The sequence below is a fragment of the Ruminococcus sp. 8Y-12 genome (assembly GCF_058119865.1).
Genome location: NZ_CM176623.1, coordinates 1,300,576 through 1,314,661 on the forward strand (window position 1 = coordinate 1,300,576; position 14,086 = coordinate 1,314,661).

Genomic DNA, 14,086 nt, shown 5'->3' on the forward strand with positions numbered 1-14,086 from the left:
CAGAATAGGCCGGAGAAAGGAGCAATATGGAAAAAAGAAAGAAAAGATTTAAAGGCCCTGTTTTTTTTATGAACCATCCATTTTTTTCATCCGTGTGCGGGCTAACGTTAAGGCAATATTTTGAAAGCCCTCAGACGATGATGCAGGCTCAGCTGAAAGCCTTTGAGCTGACGGGATATAAGAACCCGCTGTTTCCTGATTTTGGGGTCGTGCCTGTGGCCAGCGGGTTGGGATGCAGGGTGGTATTTGACAATATCGGGATTCCGGGCTGTGAGAGGCTGGAGGCGGGACTGGAAGATCTTGACGGATTGGAACCGGCTGATCCGAAAGCTGAGAACTATATGGGGAAGGCGCTGGCGTACCTTTCGTATATGGAGAAATACAAACCGGAAGGAATCCAGGCGGGGCCTTCACTGCTGATGGGACCTGTCACAGTGGCAGCCCTGATTCGGGGGACCACAGATCTTTGCATGGATATTTTTGATGATCCGGAACGGGTGAGAAGGCTTTTAGATGTGATCACGGAGACAAGTATTTCCTATTTAAAAGCCCAGGAGGAGATTCTGGGTCCGCTGAAGCAGCTGGTTGTTTCGGATGATGTCTCCAGCTTTCTGAGCAGGAGCCAATACGAGGAATTTGTAGTTCCGCATTATGAAAAGCTGCTCTGCCATTTTCCGGATGCGGTCAAAATACTGCACAATGATGCAGAGGCAGCCCATCTGGCGGGGGCCATAGGGGACACGGAATTTGACTGCTGGCATGCGGGGAGTTGCGTCAATCTTCATAAGGCCAGGGAAGACAGCCATGGGAAGATTACACTGATCGGAGGGCTGGACCCCATACGGGAAGTGGCAGAACTGGATCAGAAGACTCTGTATGAGACAGCGGCAGAGCGTCTGCAGGAATACGGTGAGGATGATAAATTAATTCTGAGCGCAGGAGGGTTTGTAAACTATGGAACACCGCCTGGAAATATAAAGGCGATTGTGCAGGCAGTGCAGAAATATTTTAAGGAGGAGTAGAGAAATGGGAGACAGAGTAGAGAGAACAGACGGAAGAGGAATCCTGGCAGGCGACTATCTAAACCAAAACAGGGAATTGACCAGACAGGACTGGCTGGAAGACTGTTTTCCGGAATGGGGAACTTTGTTAAATAAAGAAATTGAAGAATTTACACTGAACAATGGGCAGGTGGCCATATGGTGGCTGGGAGGGCCGTCATGGATTCTAAAGACAGATGAAGGGGGGATTTTCTTTATCGATGTGTATTCCGGACCGTCCCACTATACCCAATACTATTACTGCGGAGTCTGCAAACAGGCTGGGGCTGAGACCATCAACTGGATGAGAATGAATCCTCAACTGGTGGACCCGTGGAAATTCAACCGCCTGGACGGAGCTTTTTCCACTCACCAGCATCAGGATCACTGTGATTTGTACACTGTAAAAGCAGCGCTGCAGACCACGGACTGTATCTTTTACGGTCCGCCCAGGACAGTAGAGAAATTAAAAGGCTTTCAGGTGCCGGATGAGCGTATTGTGACCGCAAGAGTGGGGGAATCCGTGAAGGTGCCCGGTGCAGAAGTGGAGTTTTTGATGAATTATGATGAGACTGTGGTGCGCACCGGTTCCGGGAAAGGGAAAGTATCTTATGAAGAATGTGCCACCAGCTTTCTGTTTAAAACCTCCGGGGGAAATATAATGTTTCTGGGAGACACCTGGTATCACGACGGCTATCAGGCCGTGGGACAGAATTATGATATTGACGTAGCGATTTTTGACATGGGGAGAAATGCATCAGGGGCTACTGATAAAATGACGCCATATGATTGCGCAAGACTGGGGGAGACGCTGCAGGCAAAAGTACTGATTCCGGATCACTATGATAATTGGGCGAATACGGCCTCGGACCCGGAGCTGCTTGTAAACCAGTTTGAACGGCTTGTAGCAGAGAACACACCGGAGATTAAGACAGTAATTCTAAGGCCAGGCGCCAGATTCATCTATCCGGACGACCGTGATATCAGACGCTATCGTTACCCCAACCAAAGTGAGGGGTATGATGCCACGCGCTCAGTTACATACGGGGAACAAGCGAGGAAGTATGGGAGAAAAAACAGATAAAAAGCGGTATTTTTAACGCCTCATTATGTGGAAAGGCTGCCTGGCCCAACATTTGTTCAATGAAGTTTTAACAAAAGTTCAAGTGAACTAAAGTATACTGTCATCGTAGAGAAAAGGAGGGAAATACTTTATGAAACGAAAAAAACTGACGGCCATACTTCTGGCCGCCACGATGACGGTGACAGGAGCTATGGGTTCAATGCCCGCAGTGGCATTTGCGGCAGATGACACACAGGTAGTAAATGCTAAGGTGGCATATATGGCAAACCCCATTGGACTGGACAAGAGCGATGTGAAATTCAGCTGGGCCATGACATCTTCACAGTTAGGGGCAGCCCAGAGCGCTTACCAGATTGTTGTGCGCAAAGGCAGTGCAGATGGAGAGATCGTCTGGGACAGCGGCAAGGTGGAGGATTCTGAGTCCGTGGGTATTGCTTACGGAGGAAAGACGGCCCTGGAAGATGCAGCCAGATATTACTGGACTGTAACAATCACAGATAAAGATGGCGATACAGCCACCTCTGAGCCGGCTTATTTTGAAATTGCCGGGAAGATGGATGGCGCAAAGTGGCTTTATGCAGGAGGTGAGAATGAGGCAGCTCCCCTGTTCCGTAAAGAGATCACACTTGATGCAAACAAAACGATTGCATCCGCACGACTTTATATGTCAGCCATTGGTATCTATCAGGCTTGGATCAACGGCCAGGAAGTGAAGTCAGATGTGGACGACATTTTTAACCCTGGCTGGACGGCGTATGAGAGGTATTTGAATTACCAGACTTATGATGTGACCGACATGGTGAAGAGCGGAGACAATGCCATCGGCGCCGCTGTGGGCGGAGGCTGGTATCAGACAGCGTATAGCTCCGACTATGCAAATGTATTTGGACCGGATGATAAGGCGGAAGAAAGAGGTCTCGCAGGAAAACTGGTGGTTACTTACACGGACGGAACCAGTACAGTTGTCAATACGGACAATACCTGGCAGGTATCTCAGAACAGTCCCTATACCTATGATGATTTCTGGAATGGTGAGCATTACGATGCTACCATTGAGGCTGCAATTGAGGGATGGAACCAGGCAGGTTATGAGACAGATGATACCTGGAAGGCAGCAGATACCACAGAATATGCGGGTGATCTGCTTCCAAGCTCCAAGGCTACGGCTGTGATCCGCGATGAGTATGAGCAGAAGCCCATCTTGGGATACACCTATGATCCGGAAAACATTGTCAACGCCACCAATACAAATGAAGGTATGACCTATGGCGAAGTGGTGGAGGAAGCAGTGGATGTAAACGGTGACATCACCATAAAGGCAGGTGACAAACTGATCCTGGATCTGGGGCAGAACATGGTTGGTCTGACAGACGCTGTCATGAGCGGCGCAAAAGATACGGTGGTAACCTTCCGCTTTGCAGAGGCTCTGAATGATGGACGTGACATTGATTATGATTCTGAGACCGGAAAGACCGGCTCCATGGGCAGCGATGGCCCCAGTGGTTCCCTGTACCGTGTAGCTCTGCGTTCTGCGCAGTGTACCGACACTTACATCATGAATGGCGGCGAGAGAGAAGAGTACCAGCAGACCTTTACTTATCGTGGATTCCGCTATGTTGAGGTTTCAGCCACGGAGGATATCGTTCTCCACAGCTTAAGAGGCCGTGTGGTTACCTCAATCAGTGAAAGAACCGGCTATATCACAACCTCAGATGCTGACTTGAATCGCTTCGCAGAAAATACGGTTTGGAGTGAGATGGGAAATTACCTGTCAATCCCCACAGACTGTCCGCAGCGTAATGAGCGTGCCGGATGGACCGGCGATGCACAGTTGTTCGCACAGTCTGCAGCACTGAACTTTGATACCTATGCATTTATGGAAAATTACATAGATGAAATGAATGACTATGCGGCAAATCATGACAATTTTTATGCGGAAGTCATGCCCAAAACAAACGAGAATTTTACGGTTGGTATGGAAGGACGAGCGAAAAACTGTGGATGGAGTGATGCCGGAATCATTATTCCGTGGGTAATGTACCTGCAGACAGGTGATGTAAGCTTTATTGAAAACAGTTATGATCAGATGGCTGCCTATATGGATGCAGGTGACTATAGCACTCTGCTGTACGGCGACTGGGTGGCATACTGCGGGACCAGGCTTTCAGTCATGAATATGGTATATGAGATTTATGTATGCACTCTGATGGAAAACATGTCAGAAATTATCGGCAAGACGGATAAGGCAGCCGAGTACAGGGCAAGGCATGATGAACTGAAAGAAAAATTTATCGAAACCTTCGTTGATGAGGATTACAATCTGCTGACAGACAGCAAGGATGACTTTATGTTTCCGTTCGCAAAGCCAAAGATGTCCGCTGACAATGCACAGACAGGACTTCTCTGGGCGCTGAAACTGAATCTGTACTCCAATGATGAGATGAGAGATACCTTCATTAAGAACCTGCTGATCAATATTGAGAACAAAGACGGAAAGATCCGTCCAGGACAGGAAGAAGATACACTGTCCGTTGGTTTCCTGGGTGTAAACGTGATCCTTCCTATCCTTACAGACCTGGGTTATGGGGATGTGGCCTATACGCTGATGCTGCAGGATACCGATCCCTCCTGGCTGTATGCAGTAAAGAACGGTGCAACCACTACCTGGGAGAGATGGAACTCCTATTCTGTAAAAGATGGTTTCGGTGACAGCTCCATGAACTCCTTTAACCACTACTCCTACGGCGCCAGCGTAGAGTGGATGTACAACTATATGGCAGGTATCAAGAGTGACGAGGCAAATCCCGGATACAAACACTTTATCCTGCAGCCCACCGCTGATCCGGAAGGACGCATTGATTTTGTAAATGGTTCCTACAACTCAGTCTACGGCACCATTCAGAGTAACTGGACTTCCGCTAAGGGAGAAATGGATACTTACACGGCAGTCGTACCTGCCAACACATCGGCAACCTTATACCTGAATCTGGATGAGAATCAGGTGGAAAGCCTGGCACTTCCGGAGGGAGCAGTTTACACCGGAAGAGAGATGAGAAACGGAAAAGACTGTGCGAAATTTGAACTTACAGCCGGAACCTATCATTTTGAGATTCAGTCACAGACAAACGCAGCAGTGACAGCAGCCAAAGAGGCGCAGGCAGCGGCCGAGGAAGCACAGGCAGCGGCTGAGGAAGCACAGAGACTGGCAGAAAAAGCACAGGAGCTGGCAGTATCTGCTGCAGAGACAGCAGGTGAAAACAGCGCGGCTGCCCTGCAGGCGAAAAAGGATGCCGAAAATGCAAAGAGCCTGGCTGAGGCGGCAAAGAGTGCGGCAACAGAGTCCCAGAACCGGGCAGAGACTGCAAAAAAGGCAGCCGAGGATGCCCAGAAGGGTTCTGTGAAGGCCCAGAAGGAAGCGGAAGCAGCGCGCGATGCAGCCCTGCAGGCTAAGGAAACTGCAGTGGAATCCAAAAATGCGGTAGAGAAAGCATTGGAATCTGTCCAAGCTCAGGTGAAGCTGGCTGAGGCAGCCAAAGAAGCGGCTATTGCAGCAAAGGCAGATGCTGAGAAGGCACAGGCAAAAGCCGAGGAAGCGCAAAGAATTGCTGAGGCAAAGGCAGCTGAGGCAGATAAAGCTCTGAAAGAGGCACAGCAGTTGAAAAAAGAGATGGAAGACCTGCTGGCAGAGACAAAATTTGCGAACACCAAAACAGCCATTAAAATAGCTAAGAGCACAAAGAAAAAACAGGCGAAAATCACTTGGAAAAAGGTGGATGGTGCAGACGGATATCAGATTCAGTATGCTGCCAGAGCAAATTTCAAGGGTAAAAAGACAGTCACCGCGAAGGGCGAAAAGGCTGGGGCTAAAATTATCAAGAAGCTTAAGAGCAACAGAACCTATTTTGTGCGCGTCAGAGCATACAAGACGGTAGACGGAAACAAGGTATACACAAATTTCAGCGCTAAGAAGCGGATAAAAGTAAAATAGCAGATTTGCATTACAGCAAATAGGCAGAGGAAAACAAAAAAGTAGGTTGGAGGCCTCCGCGGGGACGCGGGGGCTTCTGTGCGTGTAAGCTTGTAATAGTTAGGATAGCTTTTGAACATACGTAACCGTTCGGCTTATTGTTAAATAATTATTGACTTTCTGAGAAATACTGTTTTTAAGGACAGGCAGAATGTGCCAGGCACGAAAAGAGTGTTTCTTGGTTTGCAAGCCTGTCATAACAGGAAAGGAAGGAACAATAATTATGGAAATGACACTGCGCTGGTACGGCAGCAAGTTCGATACCGTTACCTTAAAACAGATCCGGCAGATTCCGGGAGTGACCGGGGTGATTACCACCCTCTATGACTCCGTACCGGGGGAGGCATGGGAGCTTAAAGATATTCAGGCATTGAAGAAAGAGGTGGAGGAAGCAGGGCTTGCAATCAAAGGGATTGAGAGTGTAAACATCCACGATGCCATCAAGACGGGGGCTCCCGAGAGGGAGCGGTATATTGAAAACTATATCACCACACTGGAGCGGCTTGGTCAGGCGGATATTCATATGGTATGCTATAACTTTATGCCCGTCTTTGACTGGACCAGGACCGAGCTGGCAAGGGTCAGGCCGGATGGTTCCACTGTCCTGGCCTACAACCAGGAGACCATAGACCAGATGAACCCTGAGGAAATGTTCGACTCTATCTCCGGGGATGTGAACGGCACAGTGATGCCGGGATGGGAGCCGGAGCGTATGGCAAGAGTTAAAGAGCTGTTCGCCATGTACCGGGAGGTGGACGATGAGAAACTGTTTGCCAATTTAAAGTACTTTTTAGAACGAATCATGCCGGTCTGCGACAAATATGATATTAATATGGCCATCCATCCGGATGATCCAGCCTGGAGCGTATTTGGGCTTCCAAGGATTATTATCAACAAGGAGAATATCCAGAGAATGCTGCATATGGTGGATAACCCTCACAACGGGGTAGCCTTTTGTACAGGTTCCTACGGGACCAACCGTGAAAATGATCTGCCGGGCATGATCCGGGCGCTGAAAGGGCGGATTCACTTTGTGCATGTGCGCAACCTCAAGTTCAACTCAGACACAGACTTTGAGGAGGCGGCACACCTGTCTTCTGACGGGAGTTTTGACATGTATGAGATTATGAAAGCGCTCTGCGACATTGACTACAGAGGACCGGTCCGGCCGGATCATGGCCGGATGATCTGGGATGAGGTGGCAATGCCGGGATATGGACTGTATGACAGAGCGCTGGGGGCATGTTACCTGAACGGACTGTGGGAGGCTATTCAAAAAAGCCATTGAGGTTTGCAGGAAGAGGGGCTGTTGGTTTGCTGAGATATCAGGTGAACCGATGGCTCCTTTTGTATGGCCTGTGGTATTTAGAAAATTAAAGTTATATAAAAACTATTGTTATAATATTGACAAATAGTTCTAAGAATGATAGTATATAAATAACTTAGTTGATCATAATAAAAAGGAAATTACAGGAGGAAAATCTATGTTTAAAAAAGATATAAGAGTATTGTGGCTACAACCTGCCTGATGTGCATGTTGTTTTCCGATAATGTGTATGCTGCACGGTATTCCTTTAGCTTTACGGGCATAGCCGGTGCGGTTGGCTGCGCGTCTTCCGTGACTTTTACTCCATGATGGCAGGTAAGTGCTTTTCGGGTGATTTGCTTCTTAGCCTTCTTTGTATCGCTATGACCGGATGCAGTCAAACTGCCCGGTCAGCGAAAGAAAACATTAGGATAACGGGGCAGGAAGAGGAGGATATCATCTCCCCGGACAAGGCGTTGAATACAATCACTTATCTTTTACAACAAGAATATCTGAGGATTCTCCCACCTCTTTAGGTGGCGGGAGGAATCACCTAAAACAAGATTAACGGTAGTGGAGGGCGGAGAGAGATCGGTATCCCCCACTGACATGAAGTCAATCAACGCATCGAAAGATATGGTCGTACTCTGTTAAATTACCGAGCGTGGATTGAAACAAAATATGATTTTGACGCAGGACTTCATCATTCATGGCATGGATCTTGAATATCAGATCACGTTCCAGGACAGCGATACAAGGGAGACCACCCTGTCTCCGGTGTGGACATTCAGTGTACGCATTATGGATGAAGATGGAACGGGCAGCACTGTGGAACAGATGAACATTGACGCTGTGACGGGGAAACGGTTGCTGGCGGGATAGGAGTTCAGGAGGGATCTTGTGGAACTGAAAAACAGTATTGTCTACCATATGGAAAGAGAACTTTGGAATTTTAAACTGGTGTTTCTCATTCTGATGATAGTGTTATTTTGGCTTATGAATTCCATGGGGGCAATCCTATCGGCTCTGAAAGGAGCGTTCAGCAGGTATATATACCAGTATTATGGGCATCTGGTATCCCGTTCTAAACTCCTCTATTCTGGGGCAGGACAGATCGGGACTTTGGCTTTCACAGATGCATCGTCCCAGTATGCGCCCACGCTGATTATCAATCAAGAGGTACTGGACTATTATACGCCGTTGCAGGCCACAGGAATTTCCTTTTCTCTGGCTATGTGCGGATTTGTCTTCATAGGTATTGTAATCTATCTGGTAAACCGGTCTGAACGTATGCGGGGGATGGGCATGGCAGCGGCAGTATTTTTTATATTGCTGGACCCACTGATGATTTTTTTAATGCGAAAAAAGCGCGATGGTTTTCCCCCTTGTCCTGGATCAGTATTGAACAACTGGCGCCTGTTAAAAAGCAGGGATATCCGGCTTTAGGGTATGTGATTTTGGCATTACTGACTCTTCTTCTCATATTGAGCTGTGTTTTGATGAGAGGGAAAAACAAGATATCAATCATCGGGGAGGTAGCCATGTAACATAAATTTTTTCTGGAGGTGGAAGATGCGGTAAAAACATTCGTAGATGCCACTGTGCTGGATCAGGTTTCTATCCAGGTGGAGAGAAGAGAGATCTGTGCCCTGGTGGAGAGGAATAGTTCTGGTAAAACTATACTGCTGCTTGGCAGAAAAGATATCATTCAAGTTATGGAAGCGGTTGGACTCGACCCAAAATCAAAAATGCATGTGAGAAAGTATTCAATGGTAATGTGCCAGCGCCTCCGCATTGCCCAGGCCAGAATGGAGTCTCCCGACATCATTCTGCTGGATGAAGCCATGAACGGACTGAACGAACAGGGGGTGGAGGATATGAGGCTGTTATTCCGGAACTTAAAAGAGCAGGGAAAGACCATTGTGCTTGCGACGCATGTGAAGGAGGATGTGGAACTGCTGTGTGACTGCATCTACCAGTTGAGGGATGGCAGAGTGCCAGTGTACTGACACGTTCATATTTCAACTAATGACTTGCCTGTTTTCCCATCGAGCTTCGTTGACTTCAATCGACGATGCCACCGCATCGCCTCATTTAGTCGTCTTGTCGACGAAAAAACATTCTGGGTTATTAGTTTGAAAATAAATGTGTCAGTACACTAGAGTGATGGGAATTTTCCGGTTGGATAATAATTGACAATTAAAAGCAAAAGCGTTAAGATTGTTTGGTACCGAACAATATTAACGCTTTTGTTTGTTCGTAGACAGCACAATAAATTCCGTTGCATGCTGTGGAAAGGGAAGGTAATACAAATGGATAAGAGGGAAATTGGACACGAGATACACGCAGTCTCAAATCTGCTGGGAAGAAAAATTGAATCCGAAAAAAGGCAGCTTGGAATAGGGGAGGTTACCCCCATACAGATCTGGATCATCCGTTATCTGTATGAAAATAGTGAAAAAGTGGTATTTCAAAAGGATATAGAGAAAAATTTTACCATAACCAGGTCCACGGTTACGGGAATCCTAAAAGGAATGGAGAAAAACGGGCTGATTTTCAGGATGAGTGTTCCTGAGGACGCGCGGCTGAAGCGGTTAACCCTCACCGAAAAGGGGGAAAACCTGTGTCAGTCGGTCTGCAGACATATTGAGGAGACGGAGGCGCAGTTGGTGAAGGGACTCAGCAGGGAAGAGATTGATATCTTTTTTCAGCTGCTGGATAAAATAAAAGAGAACTTAGCTTGAGACATATTGAAATCTGATACATGAATAAGGAGGATAAGATAGAAATGGTCAAAGAATTGATGAAAAGCATCCGGGAATACAAAAAAGACTCGGTCCTGGCGCCGGTCTGTGTATCTTTGGATGTGGTACTGGAGGTGATCATTCCGCTTCTGATGGCCAGGCTGATTGACTATGGAATTGACGGAGGGGAGCTGGGCTACATCTGGGGAATGGGGCTTGCACTGGCGGTTACAGCTATGATCTCCTTGTTTTTCGGGGCTTTGGCGGGCAAATACGCAGCCAGGGCATCTGCCGGGTTTGCCAGGAATCTGCGCAAGGATATGTACTACAAAGTACAGGATTTTTCTTTTTCCAGTATAGACAAATTTTCCACAGCCAGTATTGTCACCAGGCTGACAACGGATGTGACGAATGTACAGAATGCCTACCAGATGATTATCCGGATGGCGGTGAGAAGCCCGTTTATGCTCATATTCTCCATGATTATGGCGTTCGGCATCAATGCGCGTATGTCCCTGATTTTTTTAGGGGTGATTCCGGTTCTGGGAGTGGGCCTGTGGCTGATCATGTCCAGGGCGCACCCCATTTTTGAACGGGTGTTTCAGACCTATGACAAGCTGAACAATGTGGTGCAGGAAAACCTTCACGGCATCCGCGTGGTGAAATCCTATGTGCGCGAGGAACACGAGAATGATAAGTTTCAGGAGATTTCCGGGAGCATATACCGGGACTTTTCGAAGGCGGAAAAGCTGTTGTCCTTCAATATGCCTCTGATGCAGCTGTGTGTGTACACCTGTATGATTCTCATTTCCTGGTTCGGTGCCAGGGCCATTGTGGCCTCAGGGAATAACCCGGCACTTGGCATGTCTACCGGTCAGCTCATGAGCCTGATCAGCTACGCCATGCAGATCCTGATGAGTCTGATGATGCTGTCCATGGTGTTTGTCATGATTACCATATCCAGAGCTTCCATGGAGAGGATCGTGGAGATCAAAAGGGAGGAGAGTGATTTAAAGAATGGTCCGTCTCCTGCCCACGAGGTTAAGGATGGCTCCGTGGCTTTTCATGGTGTCAGCTTCAGCTATGCGGGCAGGAAGGGAAAGCTTTGCCTGCGGGATGTGAATCTTGAGATCGCTACCGGGGAAACCGTTGGTATTATCGGAGGGACCGGCGCGGCCAAGACCACTCTGGTGCAGCTGATTCCCAGGCTTTATGATGTGACACAAGGAGAAGTGCTGGTGGGAGGGCGTGATGTGCGGGACTATGATATTGAGTCGCTCCGGGAGCAGGTGGCTATGGTACTGCAAAAAAACGTACTCTTCTCCGGAACCATCAAGGAAAATCTGAGGTGGGGGGATGAGGAAGCCCCGGACGAGGAGCTGGTGCGCGTCTGTAAGCTGGCCTGTGCGGATGAGTTTGTGCAGACCTTTCCCGACAAGTATGACACCTATATCGAACAGGGGGGCAGCAATGTATCCGGAGGCCAGAAGCAGAGGCTGTGTATTGCCAGAGCGCTTTTGAAAAAGCCTAAGATTTTGATTCTGGATGACTCCACCAGCGCAGTGGATACAAAGACGGACGCCATGATCCGCAAGGCGTTTCGGGAGGAGATTCCGGACACTACCAAGTTTATCATTGCCCAGAGGATCTCTTCGGTTCAGGATGCGGATAAAATTGTTGTCATGGACGGAGGGAAGATCCTGGATGTGGGTACCCATGAGGAGCTGTTGGGGAACAGCAGCATTTACCGTGAGGTGTATGAATCACAGAGTAAGGGAGGGGAGAAGGATGAATAAAGAGTTAAACAAGAAAAACCCGGGCCAGGGTATGCGCAGGGTAAATAAAAAAGTAGTGCAAAGACTGCTCTCCTATATCGGACAGTATAAGCTGCGGTTTACCTGTGTCCTCGTCTGTATCTTTTTAAGCGCGCTGACCAGTGTGGCCAGTTCCCTTTATCTGCAGACCCTCATTGACGACTATATCGCTCCCCTGCTGCTGCAGGCCTCCCCGGTCTTTGCAGGCCTTCTGCGGTCGCTTGTGGTAATGGGCTCCATCTATCTGGGAGGGGTTGCGGCGACCCTGCTGTATAACCGTTTGATGGTTGTGATAGCCCAGGGAATCTTAAAGGATATACGGGATGAGATGTTCGCGCGTATGCAGACACTGCCTATCCGGTATTTTGACACCCACACCCACGGGGATATCATGAGCCACTATACCAATGACACGGACACCTTAAGGCAGATGATGGCCCAGAGCATTCCGCAGATGTTCTCATCCCTGATTACCATTCTATCTGTATTCTGCGCCATGCTGGCAACCAGCTGGCAGCTCACGATCTTTGTGCTGTTTTTTGTGTTTCTGATGCTGAAGGTGACAGGGAAGATTGCGGGAAAGAGCGGCCACTATTTTGTCCGGCAGCAGCAGGCGCTGGGAGACCTGAACGGCTACATTGAGGAAATGATCAATGGACAGAAGGTAATCAAGGTATTCTGCCATGAAGAGTCAGCGGAGGAAGTATTTGACCAAAAGAATGAAATTCTTCGCGAAGATGCTGCTGCGGCAAACACCTTTGCAAACATTCTGATGCCGGTTATGAGCAATCTTGGAAATCTGCAGTATGTGCTGATTGCCATGCTGGGAGGGACCATGGCGATCACAGGAGTGGGAGGACTGACACTGGGAGCTATCGCCTCCTTTCTGCAGTTAAGCAGAAGCTTTATGAATCCCATCAGCCAGATTTCCAATCAGCTGAACATGGTAATCATGGCCCTCGCCGGAGCAGAGCGTATATTCCAGCTCATGGATGAGGAACCGGAGGTGGACGACGGCTATGTCACCCTGGTAAATGCCAGAATCGATGAAAACGGAGCTATCACAGAGACCGGTGAGCGTACAGGTCTATGGGCATGGAAACATCCTCACGGGGACGGCACCCTTACCTACACCAGAATGAGAGGAGAGGTAAATTTCTATGATGTGGACTTTGGATACCAGCCAGACAAGATTGTGCTGCACAACATCACCCTGTACGCACAACCGGGACAGAAGGTGGCCTTTGTAGGCGCTACAGGTGCAGGTAAGACTACAATAACGAACCTGATCAACCGTTTTTATGATCTGGCGGACGGAAAGATACGCTACGACGATATCAATATAAACAAGATAAAGAAAGATGATCTGCGCCGTTCCCTGGGTATTGTGCTGCAGGATACCAACCTGTTTACCGGGACCATCATGGAAAATATCCGGTATGGGAAATTGGATGCCACAGAGGAGGAGGTGCACTCTGCGGCCAGGCTGGCCAATGCGGATGACTTTATCCGCCGTCTGCCCCAGGGGTATGACACCGTGATCACCGGAAATGGGGGCAGCCTGTCCCAGGGACAGAGACAGTTGATTGCCATCGCGCGGGCGGCAGTGGCAGATCCCCCTGTCATGATACTGGATGAGGCAACCTCCTCCATAGACACCAGGACGGAGGCCATCGTTCAGAGGGGAATGGATGCGCTGATGAAGGGCAGGACCGTTTTTGTCATCGCCCACCGCCTCTCTACAGTCAAGAACTCAGATGTCATCATGGTGCTGGAACAGGGAAGGATCATTGAGCGTGGAGACCATCGGCAGTTGATTGAGAAACGTGAAAAGTATTACCAGTTGTATACAGGAGCGTTTGAGTTAGAGTAACTTGTCATCTGGCATCAGGAAGGAAGCAGAACAGAAAAAAGGATTATTGCAGGGAAGTGGCTGTCTCCCCGGAAGGGAGAGGCTGCTGTTTCCCTGTTTGTCGTTTTACAGAGATATCCATTTTATGAAATGATCATATATTAATAAAAAGATCATATAATACTATTGAAAACATTCATAATAAATGATAAAATAAGC

At 48.4% G+C, this 14,086-nt stretch carries 10 protein-coding genes; all 10 read left to right on the forward strand.

Going from position 1 to position 14,086, the window contains the following annotated elements; all coding sequences use genetic code 11:
- Positions 1–26 precede the first annotated feature (26 nt).
- Positions 27–1,022 carry a uroporphyrinogen decarboxylase family protein gene (locus tag AC0THY_RS04705; protein ID WP_489993303.1) on the forward strand — a complete coding sequence of 332 codons (996 nt, stop codon included), beginning with the start codon at positions 27–29 and terminating at the stop codon, positions 1,020–1,022.
- 4 nt (positions 1,023–1,026) lie between these two features.
- Positions 1,027–2,124 (forward strand): MBL fold metallo-hydrolase, encoded by a 1,098-nt coding sequence (locus tag AC0THY_RS04710; protein ID WP_489993304.1) that lies wholly within the window; start codon positions 1,027–1,029, stop codon positions 2,122–2,124.
- Between the two features lie 130 nt (positions 2,125–2,254).
- On the forward strand, positions 2,255–6,112 hold the full coding sequence (locus AC0THY_RS04715) for a family 78 glycoside hydrolase catalytic domain (protein ID WP_489993305.1): 3,858 nt from the start codon (positions 2,255–2,257) through the stop codon (positions 6,110–6,112).
- A gap of 262 nt (positions 6,113–6,374) precedes the next feature.
- Complete coding sequence (gene uxuA / locus AC0THY_RS04720) at positions 6,375–7,439, forward strand: mannonate dehydratase (protein ID WP_489993306.1); 1,065 nt, start codon at positions 6,375–6,377, stop codon at positions 7,437–7,439.
- A gap of 699 nt (positions 7,440–8,138) precedes the next feature.
- Positions 8,139–8,339 (forward strand): hypothetical protein, encoded by a 201-nt coding sequence (locus AC0THY_RS04725; RefSeq protein WP_489993307.1) that lies wholly within the window; start codon positions 8,139–8,141, stop codon positions 8,337–8,339.
- 18 nt (positions 8,340–8,357) lie between these two features.
- Positions 8,358–8,903, forward strand: a complete 546-nt coding sequence (locus AC0THY_RS04730; RefSeq protein WP_489993308.1) for a hypothetical protein — start codon at positions 8,358–8,360, stop codon at positions 8,901–8,903.
- Positions 8,904–9,022: 119 nt separating this feature from the next.
- Positions 9,023–9,466: an ATP-binding cassette domain-containing protein gene (locus AC0THY_RS04735; RefSeq protein WP_489993309.1), complete on the forward strand. Its 444-nt coding sequence runs from the start codon at positions 9,023–9,025 to the stop codon at positions 9,464–9,466.
- A gap of 303 nt (positions 9,467–9,769) precedes the next feature.
- Complete coding sequence (locus tag AC0THY_RS04740; RefSeq protein WP_489993310.1) at positions 9,770–10,201, forward strand: MarR family winged helix-turn-helix transcriptional regulator; 432 nt, start codon at positions 9,770–9,772, stop codon at positions 10,199–10,201.
- Positions 10,202–10,245: 44 nt separating this feature from the next.
- Positions 10,246–11,997 carry an ABC transporter ATP-binding protein gene (locus tag AC0THY_RS04745; RefSeq protein WP_489993311.1) on the forward strand — a complete coding sequence of 584 codons (1,752 nt, stop codon included), beginning with the start codon at positions 10,246–10,248 and terminating at the stop codon, positions 11,995–11,997.
- Positions 11,990–13,888 carry an ABC transporter ATP-binding protein gene (locus AC0THY_RS04750; protein WP_489993312.1) on the forward strand — a complete coding sequence of 633 codons (1,899 nt, stop codon included), beginning with the start codon at positions 11,990–11,992 and terminating at the stop codon, positions 13,886–13,888. Before AC0THY_RS04745 ends, AC0THY_RS04750 begins: the two co-directional genes overlap by 8 nt.
- The last annotated feature ends 198 nt before the right edge of the window (positions 13,889–14,086 follow it).